Genomic DNA, 19,211 nt, shown 5'->3' with positions numbered 1-19,211 from the left:
TAGTGCTGCCGCCCTGGTGAAACGTTACTTTCCGCAGCGGGTGGATACCGTCAGCACGCTCTGCCTGACCCTGCTGCAGGTGGGCACGACCTGGCGGAAGACGAGGCCGGCTGAGCGGGAATCGACTTCGCGCCCGCTTCACAGGCGCGCCATGCCGCGCCCATTCGCCCAAGGGATGCTGGCGATCCTCGACAAGCGCAAGGCAGGACGATGCACAAAGCGGCGATGACGGGAAATGACGGAGCCGGCAGCAAGCATGGCTTGCGCCCGTTGGTCTGGGGCGGCGCGGCCTGCCTGCTGTTCCTGCCGGCGCTGGTGATGCGCCTGTATCCGCAGGCCGGAGTGGACTGGACGGCGCTGGATTTCGCGGTGATGGGGGTGCTGCTGGCGGCGGTCTGCGGCCTGTACGAGTTCGCCGCGTGGCTGGGCGGGTCGCTGGTCTATCGCGCCGGCTTCGGGGTGGCGGTGCTGGCCGGATTCCTGACCATCTGGGTCAACCTGGCGGTCGGCATGCTGGGCAGCGAAGGCAACGTCGCCAATCTGATGTTTGTAGGAGTGCTGGGCATCGCCGGGCTGGGCAGCCTGCTGGCACGCTTCCGCGCGGCCGGGATGGCGAACGCCATGTTCGCGGCCGCGCTGGCGCAGCTGGCTGCGGTGGGCATTGCGATGGCCGTGGGCGGCTTCGGCGAACGCGAACTGGCGCTGACGGCCGGTTTCGCGCTGCCGTGGCTGCTGGCCGGGGCGCTGTTCCGCTACGCGGCGCGCTGACCCCGGCCCGGCGTCAGTTCACTCGGCGGATTTGCGCAGATGCACGCGCGGGCCGGCCTGCGCCGGTGCCGAATCCGGCGCGGCGGTTTCCGTTACGGATTCGGATGCTGATTCTGGCGCTGCGTCGGCAGCGCGTGCTTCGCGCTTGCGGGCGTCTTTTTCGTCCTGCTTCTTCTTCTTGGCCAGCTCGCGCTGGCGCTTTTCGAACGCATAGTTTGGCTTTGCCAACGGAAACTCCTGTATCAGCGGGTGGATTTGCGCGAGCGCGCAGCAACGGGGACGACCGGCGGCGCCGGCTGGGCGTCCGCAGGCAGCCCAATGTGCTGCAGGGAACGGGTGGTGCCCAGCACTTCAATGGTACCGCCAGCCTTGCGGAAGGCATCCATGTGTTCGGCGATGCGTTCGCGGGTGAGCGCACCACCGCGTTCCGTTGGCTTGCGGCCCTGGAACAGATGGCTGGTCTTGGTCGCGGGCAGCGGCTGCTGGGGTTGGCTTTCGGTTGCTTTCCTGGGTCGTGGCATGCGGGCCTCCTGTGGCTGACGGCGTGAGCGGACGGCGCGGGCATGGCGCTCGCGGCGTGTTGGAGGTGTGCGCCTCGGGCGGCCAAGCGGGCTTGGCGCGCGGATCTGCGCAGGACTTGCGGAGGCCGCGCCGGCGGTAATCGCCGCGGGCGCCCCGCAGGGGCAATCGAAAACCGCCCGGCAAGCATTGCAGGGCGCGTGAATGGGAGCGAGGCGCGCGACGCGAGGCGTCGGACGAAACGCGCGTGGCGCGGAGGCCTTGCGCCATCCTACTCCAATGTGGCAGAGACTTCCATCCGCAGTGGCGAAATGCGGGCCGGAAACCGGGCCGTAAGGCCGTCGGGAAAGCGCGAGGGGAAAGCGCATACTCCAGAACCGCAAGGAGTGCCCGCATGTCAAGCCATCAGATCGCGATGTTCACCTTCACGCTCGGAAAGGACGAGAGCATCGGGCCGCACGCGCTGCGCAGGCTGTGGGCGCAAGCCAGCGGAACCGGCAACATCGGCGTCAGCCGCAAGGAGCCGGCCGAAGGCCAGCGCAACCGACCGATCTACACCCTGTACGCACCGCAGCAGCTGGACGACCTGCGAATGGTCGAGGCGCGCCTGCGCCACATGCTGGAAACCGCCCACCTGCACGCATCGCTGACGCCCATGCACGCCTGATGCGGCGCGCGACTCGGGCCCGGCCGCCGCGGCCGGCTCATGCCCACGCCGACAGGGCGATCTGCAGCGCGGCGCGAAATCCCTTCGCCGATGCCAGCGGGATCGAGAACGCCGACGGCGACTGCTGGGCGATGCCGATGGCCTTCTTGCCCAGCGCCAGCACGTCGGCTTCGGTCTTCGGGCCGGTGGCCCAATGTTCATCGGCCCAGACGTAGCGCAGCTTCCATTCGCCGCCGTCGTCCTGTTTGGCGAACAGCACCAGGGTGTTGCGGAACAGGTATTCGCCCGGGATGTGCTGTTTCAGGAACAGCGCGCCGTCGATTTCATAGCCGGCGTTGGATACCGCCAGTTCGATCGAGAACGCCACCTCGCTGCCGGCGGTGATCTTGGAGGTGTCCAGGAACACCGTGAACAGGGTCGGCGCGCGCGCGTTGCGGATCAGCTTGCCGTCCTTGTCGAACAGCTCCGAATACTGCCGCCGCACCGCGCTTTCCTGGCCCTTGGTGCGCGCGGTCAGGTCGTAGGTGTAGGCGCCGCGCGGGGCCACCGTGGCTTCGATGTAGTACGACGATTCGATCTTCTTGCCGGCCTTGCACGCGCGTTCGATCTCGGGCGGGAACGGCAGCGCCTCGATGTCCAGCCTGCCGGTGGCGCACAGGTCGCCGAACAGGAAGCGGGCGAGGTTCTGGTAGCCCTCCTCGGAATTGACGATGCCGAAATAGCCGCTGTGGCTGCGGTGCACGAACGCGCGCGGGGCGCCGGCCACGTAGGCGTTCTCGATCCGCACCAGCCCGTCGCTCATCTGCCCGACGGCCAGCGAGGACAGTCCGTGCGCCACCGCGTAGTCGCGGCTGTTGGTGCCGATCAGGCAGAAGAAGCGCTCGGGCGGAAACCCCGAGTCGCCCAGCGTGTTGACCTTGTCCTTGGGCACCTTCAGGTACTTCGCCATCACCGGTCGGCTGAAGTTGTTCATGTCGTTGATCGACAGGAAGCCGGGCACGTTGATGCCGCCCAGCTCGATGCCGTTGTGCGGGGTTGCGTAGGTGAACACCTTGTCCACCATCGCGCGGATTTCGGCGCTGGCGATGTCCGGGTTCTGCAGCAGGCAGCGGCAGATCAACCCGCCCATCGAATGCGCGACCAGGTGCACGCGGAAGGCCTTGCGCGCGGCGGCATCGTTGCCGCAGACGCTGTCGTGCAGCTGGGCGATGCGCAGCGCCAGCGCCTTGGCGGCGTCCGGAATCGAGGGCGCCTTGCCGGCACCGAAGGCCGGGTCGGCCTCGTCGTAATAGCGGTGGATCACCAGGCTGCGCGCCGGCAGTTTTCCCAGCTGCTCCGCGCCGGAGGCGTACACGTCGCGGTAGCCGTAGTCCTTCATCAGCCGCACCAGCGGCGACTCGAACACGAACTTGACGATGCTGCCGTCCTGCGCCTGGCGGATCTTGGTGGAGCCGGCTTCAAACCCCATGTACGGGGTCGAGGTGGTCTGCACGATTTCGTCGCGGGTCATCGCGTAGCCGCGGACGTAGATGATCGGGAAGAACGGCGCTTCGACTTTCGGCATCGCGGGGCTCCTGCCGCCGGCCGACCGCCGGCGTCTTTCGGAAGGATGTTGGGTAGTGAACGGCTGCCCAATCCACAACCGGTCAGTGACGAACGGTGCTTGACGCACGCGCCCGATGCGCGCGTAGTCTCTGCCACAGTCAGGCAGCCGCAGGTGGCGACATGAAGGCGTTCGTTCCGATCGGCGTCATCGCGCTGGTGCTGGCATTGCCGGCCGCGGCGGCAAGCGGCGTCAATGGCATCAACGGTTCGATGCCGAACCGCATTTCGATGAACGTGACGGTGCCCAAGCAGACCCAGGGCGCGACCTTCGGCGAGAAGGTCAACGCCGGCCTGCACGCTGCCGGCAGCGCGCTGGCGCAGGGCGCGACGCTGAAGATCGACATCGGCTGCGGCGGCGAAGCCTGCTTCATCGCGGTGCCGGGTGGCGACGGCGTGCGCGTGGATCTGGGCGCGCTGCGGCTGACGCCGCTGGATCCGGCCGGGCGGCAGGCATTGCTGGGCGGCACGCTGCCGGGCGGCAGCATCGTTTCGGCCGCGGTGTCGTCGCTGTCAGGGCAGGGGGGCGGGGCGGCTGCTGCCTCCTATGCCGCTACCGGGCGAATCGCCGCGCCCGCCGCACCCTCGATGGCGGCGGCGCCTGCGCTGCTGCCCAGTCGGCGCGCGTCGGCAGCGGCCATCGACATCACCCAGCCGCTGGCTGACGGCGACTATCTGCTGGTGGTGGTTGCCGATCGCGCCGGCAGGGGGCTGAAGGACACGCTGAAGACGCAGGTGCGGGCAGCGCCGCCGCAGGTGAAGATCGAGCTGGTGTTCAGCGTGCAGGGCGGCGCGCTCAAGACCAGGCACGATACCGCCAAGAATTCCGTCTCCAATATCCGCTGACGGCGGCAGCGTTTCAGCGGCAACCGCGGCTGGCGTACATTGCCTTGTCCGCATGCGCCAGCAGTGCGTCCGGGGTCCGGCCGTTGGCGGGGAAGGTGGCGATGCCGATGCTGGCATCCATCCGCAGCGGGCCATCGCGCAGCGCGCACGGCACGCGCAGCTGCTGGCACAGCTGCTGCGCCATGCCGCGTGCATGTTCGGCATCGCAGCCGGGCAGCAGCACCACGAATTCGTCGCCGCCGATGCGCGCCACAAGGTCGATCTGGCGCACGCCCTGCTGCAGCCGCTTCGCCACCTCGCACAGGACGCGGTCGCCGGCCTCGTGGCCATCGCGGTCGTTGACCTGCTTGAAGCCGGCCAGGTCGACGTAGAGCAGCGACACCTGTCCGCTGCTTTCGGCCGCCTCAGCCAAAGCGTTGCGCAGCGCCAGCTCCAGCCGGCGGCGGTTGGCCAGGCCGGTCAGCGGATCGTGGTTCGCATGGTGTTCCAGTTCGCGTTCGGCGCGCTGCAGTTCGCCGATCTCGCGCGCCACGCCGATGCGCAGGCACTGCTCGGGCAGCCAGTGCGCCGACCACAGCAGATCCACGGCGTGGCCCTGTCGGTGCAGGTAACGGTTGCGGAAATGGCGCTCGCCGCCGCCCTCCATGAGCGCGCGCGCCTGCCGCAGGGTGGCGTCGCGGTCATCGGGATGGATGAAGTCGAACAGCAGGCGACCGTGCACTTCGGTGGCGGCGTAGCCCAGCAGGCGCTCGAAGGCGGCGTTGACGAACAACAGTTGGCCGTGCTCGTCCACGATGCAGACCGCATCTGGCAGCAGATCCAGGACTTGCGAAAGCGGCGGCAGGCTCGGGGCCATGGCGAGCATGTCAGACGGGGCAGGTGACTGTAATCGATATCCCGCGGGCGGGCCGCGAACTTGCTGCAGATCAAGGTTCGGCGCAGCCGTGCGGCCTAGACTGGCGGCGATCCGCAACCGGGCTTGCCATGTCCACCACCGAACTGTTTCCCGCCGCGCGCGTGCTCGGCCTGCTCGACCTGACCAGCCTGGGCGAGGACGACACGCCCGCGCGCATCCGCAGCCTGTGCGCCGCGGCGCGCAGCGCGCACGGGTTGCCGGCGGCGGTCTGCATCTATCCCGAACACATCACCACCGCCCGCGAGGCGCTGGCCGGCACCGCGGTGAAGGTGGCGACGGTGGTGAACTTCCCCGAAGGCGCCGACGATCCGCAGCGGATCGCTCGCGAAACCCGCCGCGCGATCGCTGCCGGCGCTGACGAGATCGACATGGTGCTTCCGTGGCGCGCGCTGCAGGCGGGTGACGTGGCGCGTGCGCGCGCCGGCGTGGAGGCCTGCCGCGCCGCCTGCGGGCCGGGCATCGCGCTCAAGCTGATCCTCGAAACCGGCGAGCTGGGCAAGCCGGAGCTGATCCGTCAGGCCTGCGAACTGGGCCTGGATGCCGGGGTGGACTTCCTCAAGACCTCCACCGGCAAGGTATCGGTGAACGCCACGCCCGAAGCGGCGGCGGTGATGCTGGACGCGATCGCCGCGCGCGGCGGGCGCTGCGGCTTCAAGGCCGCGGGCGGCATCCGCACCCTGGCCGATGCGCGGATCTATCTCGCGCTGGCGCAGGCGCGGCTGGGCGCGGATTGGATCGATCCGGCACGCTTCCGCATCGGCGCCAGCGCGCTGTTCGATGCGCTGCTGGCCGAGCTGGACGGCTGAGCCGTGGCGCGCGCCATCTGGCTGGTGCTGGATTCGCTGGGGATTGGCGGCGCCGCGGATGCGGCCGACTATGGCGACGCCGGCGCCGACACCTTCGGCCATATCGCCGACGCCTGCGCGCAGCACGCGCGCGGCCCGCTGCGCATCCCGAACCTGACCCGGCTTGGCCTGCCGCAGGCGCATGCGTTGGCCACTGGTCGCGCAGCCGCCGGCTTCGAAGAAATGCCCGCTGCGCAGGCGCTGTGGGGTTGCATGGAGGAGCGTGCCTGCGGCAAGGACACGCCCTCCGGCCACTGGGAGAGCGCCGGGGTGACGCTGCACGAGGCGTTCGGGCTGTTCGCGGCGGTGGAGAACAGCTTCCCGGATGCGCTGCTGGCGGCGCTGGTCGAGCAGGCCGGGCTGCCCGGGGTGCTGGGCAACTGCCACGCGTCCGGCACCGAGATCATCGCCCGGCTTGGGCTTGAGCACATCGCCAGCGGCAAACCGATCGTCTACACCTCGGCCGATTCGGTGCTGCAGATCGCCGCGCACGAGGAGGCTTTCGGATTGGAGCGCCTGTACGAGGTGTGCCGGATCGCGCGCGTGCTGCTGGCGCCGTACAACATCGGTCGGGTGATCGCGCGGCCATTCGTCGGCGAAGGTTCCGACGACTTCAGGCGCACCGGCAATCGCCACGACTACGCGCTGCCGCCGCCGCGGCCGACCCTGCTGGAAGCGGTTTGCGCGCACGGAGGGCGGGTGCACGCGGTCGGCAAGATCAGCGACATCTTCGCCGCGCAGGGGGTGAGCCGGACACTGCTGGCGAGCGGCCACGACGCGCTGTTCGATGCCACGCTTGCGGCAATGGAACAGGCCGGCGAAGGCGACCTGGTTGCCACCAATTTCGTCGATTTCGACAGCGTCTACGGCCACCGCCGCGATGCGCTGGGTTATGCCGCGGCGCTGGAACATTTCGATGCCAGCCTGCCGCAGCTGCTGGCCGCGCTGCGCCCCGGCGACCTGCTGGTACTCAGCGCCGACCATGGCTGCGACCCCAGCTGGCGGGGCAGCGACCACACCCGCGAACGCGTGCCGCTGCTGGCCTTCGGCCCCGGATTTGCGCCGCGCGCGCTGGGCCGGCGCGACAGCTTTGCCGACCTCGGGCAGGGCCTCGCCACCCATCTTGGCCTGCCGCCGCTGGCGGAAGGCCACTGCTTCCTGACGAGCTGACCCATGAGCACACCGCATATCGAAGCGGCCGTTGGCGCGATTGCCGACACCGTCCTGCTGCCGGGCGATCCGCTGCGCGCGCGCTTCCTCGCCCACGAGCTGCTGGAAGCACCGGGGCAGGTGAACGCGCGCCGCAACATGCTGGGCTACACCGGCCACTGGCGCGGGCAGCCGGTGACGGTGATGGGCGGCGGCATGGGCATTCCGTCCACCGCGATCTACGTGACCGAACTGGCGCGGACTTACGGCGTACGCCGGATCATCCGCGTGGGCACCTGCGGCGGGGTGGGCGATGTCGAGATCGGCGACGTGCTGCTGGCGCAATCCGGCAGCACCGATTCGCGCTTCAACCGCATGCAGTTCGGTGGCCACGACCTGTCGACCTGCGCGGATTTCGCGCTGCTGCGCGCCGCAGTGGATGCTGCCGTCGAACAGGGCGTGCCGGCGCGGGTGGCATCGGTATTCAGCACCGACTGCTTCTATGACGGCGACCCGCAGCTGCTGGCTCACCTGCGTCGCCATCGCATCCACGGCATCGAAATGGAAACCGCCGGGCTGTACGGATTGGCGATGCGCGAAGGCTTTGCCGCGCTCGCGGTGCTGGCGGTCAGCGACCACCTGGACAGCGGCGCCAGCATGCCGCCGGCGCAGCGCGAACAGGGCCTGCTGGCGCTGGGTCGGCTGGCGCTGGCCGCGGCGTTGCCGGCCCAGGGCTGATTCGACCGCCAGCGCCACCCGCGGGTCTCGCCGTCCCCATGACCTACGTCAAGGCGAGGGACGGGCCGCGGCGTAGCATGGCCCTGTTCACTGCAAACAGGAGTCATTCCCATGTCGATCCAGCTTGATCCGGAGCCCAGCGTCCACGTCTTCGATGCGCGCGGCATTGCCCGCCGCTTCCGCCATTCGGCGATCTTCGGCGCGCTGGGTGCGCTGCGCAACGGCGAAACCATGCGCTTCATCAACGACCATGACCCGATCCCGCTGCTGGGCCAGATCGGCCAGCGTTTCGGCGAACATGTCACCGTGGAATACCGCCAGCGCGACCAGGCGGGCGTGGTGATCGATTTCGGGATCACCGGCCTGCCGGAAGAGTAATCATCAGGAGAGCCCGCCCATGCATCAACCCGCCTTCTATTCGCACGCACCGCGGCTGTTGGTGCGTGACCCCCTGGCCGAACTGCTGGGCGCGGCGGGCGACGGGTTGATCGAATACGTCTATCCGGACGCGGTGCGGCTGGCCGGGCATTCCTGTCCCACCGTGGCCGGCGCCTACCTGATGGCGCGCGCCGGCCTGCGCGCTCTGTATCCGGACGCCGTGCCGGAACGCGGCGGCGTGGTGGTGACCATGGGCGCGGCGGAAGTGGAGGGCACAACCGGCGTCATCGCGCAGGTGTTCACCCTGCTCACCGGCGCGGCGGCCAACAACGGTTTCCATGGCCTCGCCGGCCAGCACGCGCGCCACAACCTGCTGCGCTACGGCGGCGGCGACCGCAGCTGCATCGCCAGCTTCCGTCGCGCCGACAACGGCGACACCGTGTACCTGTCGATGGACCTGTCCAGCATCCCCCCGGCGCCGCAGATGCGCGAGCTGATGGTGCGCGCGCTGGCCGACGACGCCAGCAGCGAGGAGCGCGCCGCGTTCGGTTCGGTCTGGCAGGATCGGGTGCGCCGCCTGCTGTTGGAGCACGGCGAAGACCCGAACGTGATCCGGGTCGAGCGGCGCTGAGATTCAGCGTCTGACTGCCAGCACCCCGTCGAGCGCCAGCTCGGCCTTGAAGCCGGCGTTCTCCAGCCTTTTTCCCACTTCACGCGGCACGTCGCGCCCACTGGTCAGCTTGTTCGGACTGCCGGTGTAGTGGAACAGGCGCCCGCCCCGGCGCAGCACCCGCGCCAGCTGGCGGTAGAAATCCAACGAATACAGTTCGCCGGCAATGCCGAAGCGCGGCGGGTCGTGCAGCGCGGCGTCGAAGCCTGCATCCGGCAGCGTGGTGATGGCCTGCGCGACATCGGCATGCGCCAGCTGCAGGCGCCCGCCGCTTGCGGCGGGGTCGGGCGACCACGGATTGATCGTGCGCAGCCACAGCACGTCTTCGTTCTTCTCGAACGACTGGATGCGCGCCACCCCGGCGTCAAGGCAGCAAGCAGCGAAATAGCCCAGCCCGCCGCAGGTATCCAGCACGGTCTTGCCCGGCGGCTGCACCAGCGCCACCTTGCGGCGCGCATCGTCCAGCGGCGATTCCTTCGAGGTAGGCAGCATCTTGATGCCGTCGATCTCGAAGGTCGGTACGTTCCAGTCCGTCGGCACCAGTTTGATCAGCTTGCCGGCATAGCGCGACACCGGCACGAACGCCTCCCCGTCCCACCAGTACAGGGTGCGATCCTTGAGCTTGCCGGGGTAGGGATAGCCGATGTCCTGCCAATGCCAGTGATCGGCGCCCAGCTGCGCTTCGCCGCTGCTGCGGCCAAGATCCAGCGAGCCTTGCCAGCTGGCGTGGCTGGCGGCATGCGCGGCGTTGAGGGCGTCGCCCGAGGCGCGCGTCAGCAGGGGGCCGGCGTAGCGCGGCGCGGTCGGCGTGGACATGCGCACATGATACCGATGGCCTGAATCGCGCCGGGTTTTCCGCGACAATGGCCGCCTGTTCCATCGCCTTGCCCGCCGATGCTGACCTTACGCCTTGCGCTGCTGCTCCTGCTGATCGCCACCAGCACCGTGCTGCACGTGGTCCCGCTGCTGCTCATCGCGCTGCTGAAGATGGTGCTGCCGTTGCCGCGCCTGCGCGCCGCCTGCAACCTGCTGCTGACCGGCCTTGCAGCAAGCTGGATCGGCTTCAACAACTGGCTGTGGAATACCTTCCCCCGCACCCGGCTGACCCTGCATGGCGATGCCGACCTGCAGATCGACGGCCACTATCTGGTATTGGCCAATCACCAGAGCTGGGTGGACATCCTGGTGCTGCAGAAGGTGTTCAACCGGCGCATCCCGCTGCTGCGCTTCTTCCTCAAGCGGCAGCTGTTCTGGGTGCCGCTGCTGGGGCTGGCGTGGTGGGCGCTGGATTTTCCGTTCATGGGCCGCTACACGCCGCGGCAGGTGGCGAAGAGCCCGGCGCTGGCCGGGCGCGACATCGCGGCCACCCGCCGGGCCTGCGAGAAGTTCCGTGCGATCCCGGTGGCGATCATGAATTTCGTCGAGGGCACCCGCTTCACCCCCGACAAGCATGCCAAGCAGGGGTCGCCGTACCGCCACCTGCTCAAGCCGAAGTCCGGCGGGGTGGCGTTCGTGCTGGACGCGATGGGCGAGGGCCTGCACGCGATCCTGGACGTGACCATCGCCTATCCGGGGGGGCGCCCCTCGCTGGTCGACCTGCTGGCCGATCGCGTCCCCGAAGTGCGGGTGCAGGTCCGCCAGCGGCCGATCCCGGTCGAACTCGCCGGCGGCGACTACCAGAACGACCGCGAATTCCGGGTCCGCTTCCAGCAGTGGATGAATGGCCTCTGGTGCGAAAAGGACGAGGACCTGGCCGCGATGCTGGAGCCAGCCGTCGCCACGCCCGACGATGAGTCGAATTGATCGAAGTCAAGATTTCCATGCCCGCCCGGCGCATAGTCCGGTCATCACAGCAGGAGCCGCGCCTTGAACGCCATCGCCCGTCCCCGTTACGCCCCCGTCCTGCGCCGCCTGCACTGGCTGATGGCGCTGCTGATTCTGGCTGCCTACCTGCTGATCGAGCAGCGCGGCCTGTTTCCGCGCGGCAGCGATGGGCGGGCGGCGATGGTGCAGGGGCATTTCTGGGTCGGCATCGCGGTGTTCCTGCTGGTGTGGTGGCGGCTGGTCGGTCGCGTCCGCAACCCGGCGCCGGCGGTGACACCGCCGCTGGATCGCTTCAGGGCTCTGGCATCGAAGCTGATCCACCTGGCGCTGTATGCGTTCTTCATCGTCATGCCGCTGCTGGGCTTGGCCACCGCCTGGAGTGACGGCAAGGCGGTGATGATTCCGTTCACCGGGCTGGCGCTACCGGCGCTGCTGCCGGAGAACGAACAGTTGGCGCATACGCTGGAAGACCTGCACGGCACGATCGGCGAGGCGTTCTACTGGGTGATCGGCCTGCACGTGCTGGCGGCGATCTGGCACCACGCCTTTCGCCGCGACGACACCCTGAAGCGGATGCTGTGATCGCCCCGACGGCTTGATCCCCGTCAGGGCGGGTCAAGCCGGCGCGGCGCAGGATGGCATCAAGGCGCTGCGGATGGCGCGCGTTGGAGGTGCCCATGGAATTCAGGATCAGGCTGGCGGCGGATGCGCCGGACATGGCGGTGATCGACGATGCGCTGCATGAGGTCGACCCGGCCGCCATCATCGATCGCGACCCCGCCGATGGCGCGCTGCGCGCCACGGTATGGATGAGCGGCGACGAGCTGGCGGCGGTGCTGGCGCAGGCGGGCTACCCGCCGGCCGAGGTCGAGCAGCTGGCCTCGCTGTGTTGCGGCGATTGCAGCGGCTGACCGCACATCTGAAGCATGGCGGGTGCAGCGCAGGTGGCACCAGCCCGGCCCGCGCATGCGGCTAGACTGACGGCCCCCATCGCAGGAGCCGCGCATGCACGCACAGACTTTCCCGGCCATCGGTACACCCGGCCAGCCTTGGGGCGACACCGAAATAGCCCAGTGGCGTGCGCTGCAGACCAGGAAGCGCAGCTACGCGGACGAGGTGCTGACCCGCATCGATGCGCTGCGCGAGCACTTCGACGTGGCGCAATACGGTGAAGTGGACTGCGGCGCCGACGGCCGCTATCCGCTGTTCGCGCTGCGCAGTCGCGGCTGGGATGCGGCGCTGCCGGTGGCGGTGGTGACCGGCGGCGTGCACGGTTACGAGACCAGCGGCGTGCACGGCGCGCTGCAGTTCGCGGAGCGCCACGCGGCCGGCTATGCAGGCCGCGTCAACGTGCTGGTCGCGCCCTGCGTCAGCCCGTGGGCGTACGAGCGCATCCACCGCTGGAACGCCCAAGCGCTGGACCCCAACCGCAACTTCCGAGCGGATAGCCAAGCTCCCGAATCGGCGGCGCTGTGGGCGTTGCTGCATTCGCTGGGCGATCACGTACTCGTGCACATCGATCTGCACGAAACCACCGACAGCGACGAAACCGAATTCCGCCCGGCGCTGGCCGCGCGCGACGGCAAGCCGTTCGAGCCCGGCACGATCCCCGACGGCTTCTACCTGTGCGCCGACAGCGCGCGCCCGGAGCCGGCCTTCCAGCAGGCGATCAACGCCGAGGTGGCGAAGGTCACCCACATCGCGCCGGCCGATCCGGATGGCACCATCATCGGCTCACCGGTGGTCGCGCCGGGCGTGATCGAGTACGACTGCCGCGCGCTTGGCCTGTGCGCCGGCATCACCGATGCGCGCTTCGTCACCACCACCGAGGTCTATCCCGACAGCCCGCGTGCCAACCCGCAGCAGTGCAACGACGCGCAGGCGGCGGCGGTGCGCGCGGCGCTGGATTTCGCGCTGACGCCGCGCTGAGCGGCAGCGCGGCCGACTGCCGGTTCAGGCCGGCATTTCGCGCTGGCCCATCCGCCACAGCATCAACGCGAAGCAGACCATCCCGCCGGCCAAGCCCAGCGCCAGCGCCAGGTCGGCGCGGGCCGGGTCGCTGGCCAGCTGGTTGACCGGGATCTGCCAGGGCATCGCCACGCCCACCTTGGCCGAGGTGGCGACCACCGCGAAGAAGGTGCCGGCGATCCCGGTCGCCAGCGCCGGCACGAAGCTGGCCCAGCGCAGCGCGATCCACAGCTGCACCGCGACCAGCAGCCAGGACGCGAGGAAAGTACGGCCCAGCAGGCGCAGGTAACCGGCGATGTCGAGGACGCCGGTGGCGGCGATGGCGGGCTTGGCAATGCCGGCGCCGACCACCGCGAGCGAGGTCAACGCCGCCAGCAACAGGCTCATCGCCGCGACCAGCGCCAGCATGCAGATGGCCTTCGCCGCGTACAGGTGCCAGCGCGGAACCGGCAGTGCGCGCAGGTGATCCCACGCGCGCGGGCCGTGCTCGGCCTGCGCCACCAGCGCGGTCAGCGCGGTGATGCTCATCGGCAGCATGAAGAATGCCCAGATCGCCGCCGAGGATTGCAGCGACATCGTCCACGGCGCGGGTTTCTCCCCGCGCAGCAGGTTGAAGAACACGAACACCGCGATCAGCAGCGGCGCAACCGTTGCCAGCAGCAGTGCCAGCGAACGGCGCAGCTTGTGGGCTTCCACCGCGATTGCGGTGGTGAAACGCGGCGTGCGGGAAAGCGCGGTCATCGTCGTCACCGTGGTCATGCGGACAGGGTGGCCGGCGCGGCGGTGTTCGCGGCCTGCCGGTACAGGGTTTCCAGCGAACGCTGGCGCGGGGCCAGCGCATGGACGCGCACGCCGCCGGCGATGCACAGCACCCGGTTCAGCGCGGCGGTGGCATGGCGGCTGTCATCCTCGGGGCGGAACCGGGCGATCAGCGCGTCGTGTTCGCGGACGACATCGAAGCCGTGGGCGCGGGCGATACTGGCGGCGCGCTCGGGGGTGTCGGTTTCGATCAGCACTTCGCTGGCCAGCCCCGCCTTCAATTCGGCCAGCGCGCCTTCCAATACCAGCCGGCCGTGGCTGAGGATGCCGACGTGGGTCGCAGTCTGTTCGATCTCGCCGAGCAGGTGGCTGGACAGCAGCACGGTGGCGTTGGCGCGCTCGGGCAATGCGCGCAGGAAGCGGCGCATGTCGGTGATGCCTTCCGGATCGAGGCCGTTGGTGGGTTCGTCCAGCACCAGCACCGGCGGTGCGCCCAGCATCGCCCGCGCCAGGCCGAGACGCTGGCGCATTCCCAGCGAATAGTCGGCGACGCGGCGGCCGGCGTGCGCGGTCATTTCCATGATCTCCAGCACGCGGTCGGGCTCGGTGGCGGGCAGGCCGAGCAGGCGGCGGCTGAGGTCGAGGTTCTCGCGGCCGCTGAGGTGCGTGTAGAAGCCCTGCGCCTCCAGCAGCGCGCCGACCCTGCGCGCGGCCGTGATGCGGTCGCGGGCCACATCGATCCCGGCGATATGCGCGCTGCCGGCGTCTGCACGCAGCAGGCCCAGCAGCAGCCGGATGGTGGTGGTCTTGCCGGCGCCGTTGCGGCCGAGGAAGCCGTAGATGCTGCGTTCCGGCACATGCATGCTGACGCGGTCGACCGCGGGGCGGTCGCCAAAGCGGCGGCTCAGGCCGCGGGTTTCGATGGCGGATGGCATGGTGGTCTGGGCTCCGTGATTTAACTCTCGCATAAAGTTTTTACATGGAGCGAAATTTAAGTCAAGCTTAAAGTCCAGGTTTTTTTCAGAGAGCTGCCCGATGGCGCTTCCCGACCGCTTCCGCCGTCACTGCCGCTGGCTGCGCGCCGCCACCCTGCTGGTATTCGCCGGACTGGCGCTGCTGCTGGCACTGGGCGCCAGCACCCTGCCGTGGATGGGCAGCGCAAACGCCAGCGCGGGTGACCGGACGCTCCTGATGTTGGTCCGCCTCTCGCCCGGCCTTGGATACCTGTGGGCGCTGTGGGCGGTGCAACGCGCACTGGGCGACCTGGCCGCAGGCCGGCTGTTCCATGCCGCGGTGGCGCGGGCGATCCGCCACATCGGCGTGGGCGTGCTGGTGGGCGCGCTGCTCAGCGTGTTCGCCATCACCAACCTGACGCGGCTGATCGAGGGCGGGCACGGCGGGCTGGCCTATTTCGACCTGTCCGGGATCGTGCTGGGCGTGGTTGGCGCGGCGCTGGTGCTGCTGGCGCGGGTGGTCGACAGCGCCCGCGCGCTGCAGGCAGAACTGGACGAGATCCTCTGATGCCGGTGCGGATCACGCTGGACGCGATGCTGTCCCGCCGCGGCATGACCGCGCGCGAACTGGCGGCCACGGTGGGCATCAGCGAAACCCAGATGTCGCTGTTCCGCAGCGGCAAGGTCAAGGGCCTCCGCTTCCGCACCCTGGCGCGGCTGTGCGCGGCGCTGGACTGCGTACCGGGCGACCTGCTCGATTACCACTTCGACCCCGACGACCTGCACGGCGCGGACGCGGACGCCGAGGGCTGACCCCCGTGGCTGCGCAGGGCTTGCGCGCGCCGAGACGCTGGGCGAAGGTGCCATTCCCACATCGGAAGAGCCTCCCATGATCGAACGCATCGACGCCGGCCCGCGCATGTCTGAAGCCTGCATCCACGGCGGCATCGCCTACCTTGCCGGGCAGGTGCCGGAAACCGCCGGCGCCGACATCGAAACCCAGACCCGCGAGGTGTTGGAGGCCATCGATGCGCTGCTGGCGCAGGCCGGCAGCGACAAGACCCGGATCCTGCGCGCGCAGGTTTTCCTTGCCGACATCGCCGATTTCGCCGGCATGAACCGGGCGTGGGATGCGTGGGTGACGCCGGGCCAGGCGCCGGCTCGCGCCACCGTGGAGGCCAGGCTGGCCAACCCGGACTGGAAAGTGGAGATCGTGGTGACCGCGGTGGTCTGAACGCGCGGCGCAACCGCGATGTGGCTCACGGACAGGCCAACCAAAGTCACGCGCGGTGGAGTAGGGATGCAGGCTACCCTCGGGTTTCCTTCCGTCACCAGACCTCCCGCATGAAGCGTTCCCTGCTTGGCCTCGGCATCGCCGGCGCCCTCGCTGTCGCCGTCTCCTCCGCCACCGCCGCCACACCGAACGGCAAGGCCCAGCTGGGCAGTTTCGGCGTCGACCTCACCGCGCGCGACCTGTCGGTCAAGCCCGGCGACGACTTCAACCGCTATGCCAGCGGCCAGTGGATCGACACCTACGTCCTCAAGGACTACGAGACCAACTACGGCTCGTTCAACCAGCTGCGCGACCGCTCCGAGGAGCAGACCCGCGCGCTGATGGACGAGCTGCTGGCCAGCGAGGATCTCGCCGCCGGCAGCAACGGCCGCAAGCTGCACGACTACTACGCAAGCTTCATGGACCGCGCCGGCCGTGACGCCGCCGGGATCAAGCCGCTGCTGCCGGTGCTGGACCGGATCGCGAAGATCGATTCGAAGGACAAGCTGATCGCCGCGTTCGGCAACGCCGGCATCGACGGCAGCAGCGCGCCGTTCGGGCTGGGCGTGGGCATCGACCGCAAGGACCCGAACCAGTATCAGGTGGGCCTGGGCGTGGGCGGGCTGGGCCTGCCCGACCGCGACTACTACCTCAATCAGGACGCGCGCTTCGTCAAGATCCGCGAGGCCTACGTGGCGCACATCCAGCGCATGCTGGGTTTTGCCGGCGTGACCGGCGCCGATGCCAAGGCCCGCGCCGAAGCGGTGCTGGCGCTTGAAACAGCGCTGGCCAAGCCGCAGTGGGAGCGGGTCAAGCTGCGCGACCGCGACAAGACCTACAACCAGTTCACCTTCGCCGAGCTGCAGCAGAAGTTCCCCGGCTACGACTGGGTCGCGCAGCTGCGCGCGCAGGGCATGCCGCAGCCCGACAAGCTCAACATCACCACCCCGGACGTGATCCAGCCGGTGATCGAGATCGTCAATGCCACCCCGCTGGCGACCTGGCGCGACTACCTGGCCTTCCATGCGGTCGATGGCAACGCGGACCTGCTGAGCAGCGAGATCGACGCCGCCTCGTTCGAGTTCAACGGCAAGGTGCTGGCGGGACAGAAGGCGCAGCGCGATGACTGGAAGCGGGCGCTGGCGCTGGTCGGCGGCCGCGGCGGCTTGGGCGAGGCGCTGGGCGAGCTGTACGTGGCGCGCTACTTCAAGCCGGAAGCCAAGGCGGCGATGGACCAGCTGGTCGAGAACCTGCGCACCGCGCTACGCAGCAACATCGAGCAGATCGGCTGGATGGGCGAGGCGACCAAGGCCGAGGCCTACCGCAAGCTGGCCAGCTTCCGCCCGAAGATCGGCTATCCGTCCAAGTGGAAGGACTACTCCAGCGTCGCCATCAAGGCCGACGACCTGCTGGGCAACGCGGTGGCGATGCGCGAGTTCAACCGTGCCGATCAGAACCGCCGCGTCGGCCAGAAGACCGATCGCGAGGAATGGGGCATGACCCCGCAGACGGTGAACGCCTATTACAACTCGGCGTTCAACGAGATCGTGTTTCCGGCGGCGATCCTGCAGCCGCCGTTCTTCGACGTGCACGCCGACGCCGCGGTGAACTACGGCGGCATCGGCGCGGTGATCGGCCACGAGATGGGCCACGGCTTCGACGACCAGGGCAGCAAGTCGGATGCCGACGGCATCCAGCGCAACTGGTGGACCGACGAGGACCGCAGTCGCTTCGAGCAGCTGACCAAGGCGCTGGGCGCGCAATACGACGGCTATTGCCCGCTGGAAGGCCAGTGCGTCAACGGCGGCCTGACCATGGGCGAGAACATCGGCGACCTCGGCGGCGTGTCGATGGCCTACAAGGCCTATCAGCTCAGCCTGGGCGGCAAGCCCGCGCCGGTGATCGACGGCCTGACCGGCGACCAGCGCTTCTACCTGGCCTGGGCGCAGGTGTGGAAGAGCAAATATCGCGACGAAGCCCTGCTGCGCCAGCTCAAGACCGACCCGCATTCGCCTGGCATGTACCGCGCCAACGGCCCGCTGCGCAATCTGGATGGCTGGTACAAGGCCTTCGAGGTGGAGCAGGGCGACGCCATGTACCTGGCGCCGGACAAGCGCGTGCAGATCTGGTAAGCGCCGCCGGCTGACGCCTGAAGCGGGCGGGTCTCCCTGGACCCGCCCGCTTCAGTTATCGTGCAGCCCTACACCCTGGGGAGGGGCGCGAGATGAAGCTTGCGTGCCGCTGTGGACAGGTGGAGGGGCGGATCGATCCGCAGCGCGCGTATGTGCGGGCGAGCTGCTATTGCCGGGACTGCCGGGCGTTCGCGCGCTGGCTGGGCGGCGCGGAGTTGCTGGACACGGCCGGCGGCAGCGACATCGTGGCGATGGCGCCGGACGGGCTGCACATCACCCGCGGCTTCGAAAAACTGGCCTGCATGTCGCTGGGGCCGCACGGGCTGCTGCGCTGGTACGCCAGCTGCTGCCGCACGCCGCTGGGCAACGTCCCGCGCGACGCGAAGCTGTATTACCTGGGGGTGCCGGTAGCCGCCATTGCGGAACCGGCGGATGCCATCGAGGCCAGCTTCGGGCCGGCCGGGCGGATCGCGGTCAACACCGCTTCGGCCACTGCGGCGGTGGCATCACCCCCGCTGCGACGGCTTGCCGGCACCCTGCGCATCGCCGCCGGCCTGTTCGCCGCGCGCCTGCGCGGCCGCCGCAATAAGCTGCTGTTCGATGCCGACGGCCTGCCGCTGCGCGAGCCGCTGGTGCTGGGCCGAACCCAGCGCGAAACGCTGTCGGCAGACCCATGACACCCCATTCCGCAACAGGAGCCCCCCGATGCGCCGCCTCCAAGTGCTGATGCTCGCCGCCGCCGCCATCGGCACCGCGCCGGCGGCCGAGCCCGTTGTGCAATCCGCCGCACCCGTCTACGACGCCGCGCTGGCGCAGCGCACCGGCGCCGATGAGCGCGGCATGCGCCGCTACGTGCTGGTGATCCTGCGTACCGGCCCCACCCCGGTGAAGGATGCGGACGTACGCAAGGCGATGTTCGCCGGCCACATGGCCAACATCCAGCGGCTGGCGAAGGAGAGCAAGCTGGCGCTGGCCGGGCCGTTCGGGGATGCCGGCGGCGACTGGCGCGGCCTGTTCGTGTTCGCCACCGCCGACATCGAGGAGGCCAAGGCGCTGGTTGCCACCGATCCGGTGATCCAGCAGGGCGAGATGGTGGCCGACTACCACAGCTGGTACGGCTCGGCTGCCACCATGTTGACCGGCGAGTTGCACGAAAAGCTGGTGCGCGGGACGCCCTGATCCAGATCCGCGCGACCATCGCCGC

25 protein-coding genes are annotated in these 19,211 nt (G+C 69.3%); 18 read left to right on the top strand and 7 right to left on the bottom strand.

Annotated elements, in window-relative coordinates; genetic code table 11:
- Window positions 1–225: 225 nt before the first annotated feature.
- On the top strand, window positions 226–768 hold the full coding sequence (locus G582_RS0101755; protein ID WP_038052460.1) for a hypothetical protein: 543 nt from the start codon (window positions 226–228) through the stop codon (window positions 766–768).
- An 18-nt stretch (window positions 769–786) separates the two neighbouring features.
- Here G582_RS0101755 and G582_RS15035 read toward each other — a convergent pair whose 3' ends face one another.
- Together G582_RS15035 and G582_RS17410 are read right to left on the bottom strand one after the other, a co-directional pair.
- A complete protein-coding gene (locus G582_RS15035) occupies window positions 787–996 on the bottom strand; it encodes a hypothetical protein (protein ID WP_038052409.1) in 210 nt (69 codons plus the stop codon).
- A gap of 14 nt (window positions 997–1,010) precedes the next feature.
- Complete coding sequence (locus tag G582_RS17410; protein ID WP_083960895.1) at window positions 1,011–1,289, bottom strand: hypothetical protein; 279 nt, start codon at window positions 1,287–1,289, stop codon at window positions 1,011–1,013.
- 392 nt (window positions 1,290–1,681) lie between these two features.
- Between G582_RS17410 and G582_RS0101735 the strand changes: the two genes are divergently transcribed.
- Window positions 1,682–1,954: a hypothetical protein gene (locus G582_RS0101735; RefSeq protein ID WP_138348528.1), complete on the top strand. Its 273-nt coding sequence runs from the start codon at window positions 1,682–1,684 to the stop codon at window positions 1,952–1,954.
- Window positions 1,955–1,991: 37 nt separating this feature from the next.
- Here G582_RS0101735 and G582_RS15030 read toward each other — a convergent pair whose 3' ends face one another.
- Entirely contained in the window at window positions 1,992–3,518 is a 1,527-nt protein-coding gene (locus tag G582_RS15030; RefSeq protein WP_038052406.1) for a lipase family alpha/beta hydrolase, read from the bottom strand.
- A 161-nt stretch (window positions 3,519–3,679) separates the two neighbouring features.
- Here G582_RS15030 and G582_RS0101725 point away from each other — a divergent pair, with 161 nt between their 5' ends.
- A complete protein-coding gene (locus G582_RS0101725) occupies window positions 3,680–4,402 on the top strand; it encodes a hypothetical protein (RefSeq protein ID WP_028838364.1) in 723 nt (240 codons plus the stop codon).
- A 13-nt stretch (window positions 4,403–4,415) separates the two neighbouring features.
- Here G582_RS0101725 and G582_RS0101720 read toward each other — a convergent pair whose 3' ends face one another.
- Window positions 4,416–5,258, bottom strand: a complete 843-nt coding sequence (locus G582_RS0101720) for a GGDEF domain-containing protein (protein WP_028838363.1) — start codon at window positions 5,256–5,258, stop codon at window positions 4,416–4,418.
- Window positions 5,259–5,386: 128 nt separating this feature from the next.
- On the opposite strand from G582_RS0101720, the gene deoC reads away from it, so the two are divergent.
- The 5 genes from deoC to G582_RS0101695 all read left to right on the top strand — a co-directional run bounded on the left by deoC (window position 5,387) and on the right by G582_RS0101695 (window position 9,059).
- Window positions 5,387–6,124 (top strand): deoxyribose-phosphate aldolase, encoded by a 738-nt coding sequence (deoC, locus tag G582_RS0101715; protein ID WP_028838362.1) that lies wholly within the window; start codon window positions 5,387–5,389, stop codon window positions 6,122–6,124.
- A gap of 3 nt (window positions 6,125–6,127) precedes the next feature.
- Window positions 6,128–7,333 carry a phosphopentomutase gene (locus G582_RS0101710; protein ID WP_028838361.1) on the top strand — a complete coding sequence of 402 codons (1,206 nt, stop codon included), beginning with the start codon at window positions 6,128–6,130 and terminating at the stop codon, window positions 7,331–7,333.
- 3 nt (window positions 7,334–7,336) lie between these two features.
- Window positions 7,337–8,050, top strand: a complete 714-nt coding sequence (deoD, locus tag G582_RS0101705; protein ID WP_028838360.1) for a purine-nucleoside phosphorylase — start codon at window positions 7,337–7,339, stop codon at window positions 8,048–8,050.
- A 111-nt stretch (window positions 8,051–8,161) separates the two neighbouring features.
- On the top strand, window positions 8,162–8,428 hold the full coding sequence (locus G582_RS0101700; RefSeq protein WP_028838359.1) for a DUF2249 domain-containing protein: 267 nt from the start codon (window positions 8,162–8,164) through the stop codon (window positions 8,426–8,428).
- Window positions 8,429–8,447: 19 nt separating this feature from the next.
- A complete protein-coding gene (locus tag G582_RS0101695) occupies window positions 8,448–9,059 on the top strand; it encodes an FmdE family protein (RefSeq protein WP_028838358.1) in 612 nt (203 codons plus the stop codon).
- 3 nt (window positions 9,060–9,062) lie between these two features.
- Here the strand turns inward: G582_RS0101695 and G582_RS0101690 are convergent, their stop codons facing one another.
- Window positions 9,063–9,914: a class I SAM-dependent methyltransferase gene (locus G582_RS0101690; protein ID WP_038052403.1), complete on the bottom strand. Its 852-nt coding sequence runs from the start codon at window positions 9,912–9,914 to the stop codon at window positions 9,063–9,065.
- Window positions 9,915–9,992: 78 nt separating this feature from the next.
- Between G582_RS0101690 and G582_RS0101685 the strand changes: the two genes are divergently transcribed.
- The 4 genes from G582_RS0101685 (at window position 9,993) to G582_RS0101670 (ending at window position 12,851) form a co-directional block, all read left to right on the top strand.
- Window positions 9,993–10,901 carry an acyltransferase gene (locus G582_RS0101685; RefSeq protein ID WP_038052400.1) on the top strand — a complete coding sequence of 303 codons (909 nt, stop codon included), beginning with the start codon at window positions 9,993–9,995 and terminating at the stop codon, window positions 10,899–10,901.
- A 63-nt stretch (window positions 10,902–10,964) separates the two neighbouring features.
- Window positions 10,965–11,504 carry a cytochrome b gene (locus G582_RS0101680; protein ID WP_248642633.1) on the top strand — a complete coding sequence of 180 codons (540 nt, stop codon included), beginning with the start codon at window positions 10,965–10,967 and terminating at the stop codon, window positions 11,502–11,504.
- A gap of 95 nt (window positions 11,505–11,599) precedes the next feature.
- Window positions 11,600–11,833, top strand: a complete 234-nt coding sequence (locus tag G582_RS0101675; protein WP_028838354.1) for a hypothetical protein — start codon at window positions 11,600–11,602, stop codon at window positions 11,831–11,833.
- Window positions 11,834–11,927: 94 nt separating this feature from the next.
- Window positions 11,928–12,851, top strand: a complete 924-nt coding sequence (locus tag G582_RS0101670; protein ID WP_028838353.1) for a M14 family metallopeptidase — start codon at window positions 11,928–11,930, stop codon at window positions 12,849–12,851.
- A 24-nt stretch (window positions 12,852–12,875) separates the two neighbouring features.
- Here the strand turns inward: G582_RS0101670 and G582_RS0101665 are convergent, their stop codons facing one another.
- Both G582_RS0101665 and G582_RS0101660 read right to left on the bottom strand, forming a co-directional pair.
- Window positions 12,876–13,649, bottom strand: a complete 774-nt coding sequence (locus G582_RS0101665; RefSeq protein WP_211219269.1) for an ABC transporter permease — start codon at window positions 13,647–13,649, stop codon at window positions 12,876–12,878.
- The gene (locus G582_RS0101660; protein WP_028838351.1) at window positions 13,646–14,584 is read right to left on the bottom strand and encodes an ABC transporter ATP-binding protein; all 939 of its coding nucleotides are present in this window, start codon (window positions 14,582–14,584) and stop codon (window positions 13,646–13,648) included. The genes G582_RS0101665 and G582_RS0101660 overlap by 4 nt, the downstream gene beginning before the upstream one ends.
- Before the next feature lie 100 nt (window positions 14,585–14,684).
- Between G582_RS0101660 and G582_RS0101655 the strand changes: the two genes are divergently transcribed.
- From G582_RS0101655 to G582_RS18140, 6 genes are all read left to right on the top strand, one after another.
- Window positions 14,685–15,170 (top strand): DUF2975 domain-containing protein, encoded by a 486-nt coding sequence (locus G582_RS0101655; RefSeq protein ID WP_028838350.1) that lies wholly within the window; start codon window positions 14,685–14,687, stop codon window positions 15,168–15,170.
- Complete coding sequence (locus G582_RS0101650; RefSeq protein WP_028838349.1) at window positions 15,170–15,415, top strand: helix-turn-helix domain-containing protein; 246 nt, start codon at window positions 15,170–15,172, stop codon at window positions 15,413–15,415. The genes G582_RS0101655 and G582_RS0101650 overlap by 1 nt, the downstream gene beginning before the upstream one ends.
- A 76-nt stretch (window positions 15,416–15,491) precedes the next feature.
- Window positions 15,492–15,836: a RidA family protein gene (locus G582_RS0101645; protein WP_028838348.1), complete on the top strand. Its 345-nt coding sequence runs from the start codon at window positions 15,492–15,494 to the stop codon at window positions 15,834–15,836.
- A gap of 110 nt (window positions 15,837–15,946) precedes the next feature.
- Window positions 15,947–18,007: a M13 family metallopeptidase gene (locus G582_RS0101640; protein ID WP_028838347.1), complete on the top strand. Its 2,061-nt coding sequence runs from the start codon at window positions 15,947–15,949 to the stop codon at window positions 18,005–18,007.
- A gap of 92 nt (window positions 18,008–18,099) precedes the next feature.
- Entirely contained in the window at window positions 18,100–18,684 is a 585-nt protein-coding gene (locus tag G582_RS18145; protein WP_169380535.1) for a DUF6151 family protein, read from the top strand.
- A gap of 28 nt (window positions 18,685–18,712) precedes the next feature.
- On the top strand, window positions 18,713–19,186 hold the full coding sequence (locus tag G582_RS18140) for a YciI family protein (RefSeq protein ID WP_038052397.1): 474 nt from the start codon (window positions 18,713–18,715) through the stop codon (window positions 19,184–19,186).
- Window positions 19,187–19,211 lie beyond the last annotated feature (25 nt).

Origin of the sequence: Thermomonas fusca DSM 15424 (genome assembly GCF_000423885.1) — a bacterium.
Taxonomy (GTDB): Bacteria; Pseudomonadota; Gammaproteobacteria; order Xanthomonadales; family Xanthomonadaceae; genus Thermomonas; species Thermomonas fusca.
Note: the sequence above shows the minus strand (reverse complement) of the source record. Positions and strands in the feature narration are given on the sequence as shown.

Coding starts and splice junctions, on each gene's coding strand:
- G582_RS0101755 (WP_038052460.1), top strand. CDS start 226: ATGACGGGAAATGACGGAGCCGGCAGCAAGCATGGCTTGCGCCCGTTG.
- G582_RS17410 (WP_083960895.1), bottom strand. CDS start 1,289: ATGCCACGACCCAGGAAAGCAACCGAAAGCCAACCCCAGCAGCCGCTG.
- G582_RS0101735 (WP_138348528.1), top strand. CDS start 1,682: ATGTCAAGCCATCAGATCGCGATGTTCACCTTCACGCTCGGAAAGGAC.
- G582_RS15030 (WP_038052406.1), bottom strand. CDS start 3,518: ATGCCGAAAGTCGAAGCGCCGTTCTTCCCGATCATCTACGTCCGCGGC.
- G582_RS0101725 (WP_028838364.1), top strand. CDS start 3,680: ATGAAGGCGTTCGTTCCGATCGGCGTCATCGCGCTGGTGCTGGCATTG.
- G582_RS0101720 (WP_028838363.1), bottom strand. CDS start 5,258: ATGGCCCCGAGCCTGCCGCCGCTTTCGCAAGTCCTGGATCTGCTGCCA.
- deoC (WP_028838362.1), top strand. CDS start 5,387: ATGTCCACCACCGAACTGTTTCCCGCCGCGCGCGTGCTCGGCCTGCTC.
- deoD (WP_028838360.1), top strand. CDS start 7,337: ATGAGCACACCGCATATCGAAGCGGCCGTTGGCGCGATTGCCGACACC.
- G582_RS0101700 (WP_028838359.1), top strand. CDS start 8,162: ATGTCGATCCAGCTTGATCCGGAGCCCAGCGTCCACGTCTTCGATGCG.
- G582_RS0101695 (WP_028838358.1), top strand. CDS start 8,448: ATGCATCAACCCGCCTTCTATTCGCACGCACCGCGGCTGTTGGTGCGT.
- G582_RS0101690 (WP_038052403.1), bottom strand. CDS start 9,914: ATGTCCACGCCGACCGCGCCGCGCTACGCCGGCCCCCTGCTGACGCGC.
- G582_RS0101685 (WP_038052400.1), top strand. CDS start 9,993: ATGCTGACCTTACGCCTTGCGCTGCTGCTCCTGCTGATCGCCACCAGC.
- G582_RS0101675 (WP_028838354.1), top strand. CDS start 11,600: ATGGAATTCAGGATCAGGCTGGCGGCGGATGCGCCGGACATGGCGGTG.
- G582_RS0101670 (WP_028838353.1), top strand. CDS start 11,928: ATGCACGCACAGACTTTCCCGGCCATCGGTACACCCGGCCAGCCTTGG.
- G582_RS0101665 (WP_211219269.1), bottom strand. CDS start 13,649: ATGACCACGGTGACGACGATGACCGCGCTTTCCCGCACGCCGCGTTTC.
- G582_RS0101660 (WP_028838351.1), bottom strand. CDS start 14,584: ATGCCATCCGCCATCGAAACCCGCGGCCTGAGCCGCCGCTTTGGCGAC.
- G582_RS0101655 (WP_028838350.1), top strand. CDS start 14,685: ATGGCGCTTCCCGACCGCTTCCGCCGTCACTGCCGCTGGCTGCGCGCC.
- G582_RS0101650 (WP_028838349.1), top strand. CDS start 15,170: ATGCCGGTGCGGATCACGCTGGACGCGATGCTGTCCCGCCGCGGCATG.
- G582_RS0101645 (WP_028838348.1), top strand. CDS start 15,492: ATGATCGAACGCATCGACGCCGGCCCGCGCATGTCTGAAGCCTGCATC.
- G582_RS0101640 (WP_028838347.1), top strand. CDS start 15,947: ATGAAGCGTTCCCTGCTTGGCCTCGGCATCGCCGGCGCCCTCGCTGTC.
- G582_RS18145 (WP_169380535.1), top strand. CDS start 18,100: ATGAAGCTTGCGTGCCGCTGTGGACAGGTGGAGGGGCGGATCGATCCG.
- G582_RS18140 (WP_038052397.1), top strand. CDS start 18,713: ATGCGCCGCCTCCAAGTGCTGATGCTCGCCGCCGCCGCCATCGGCACC.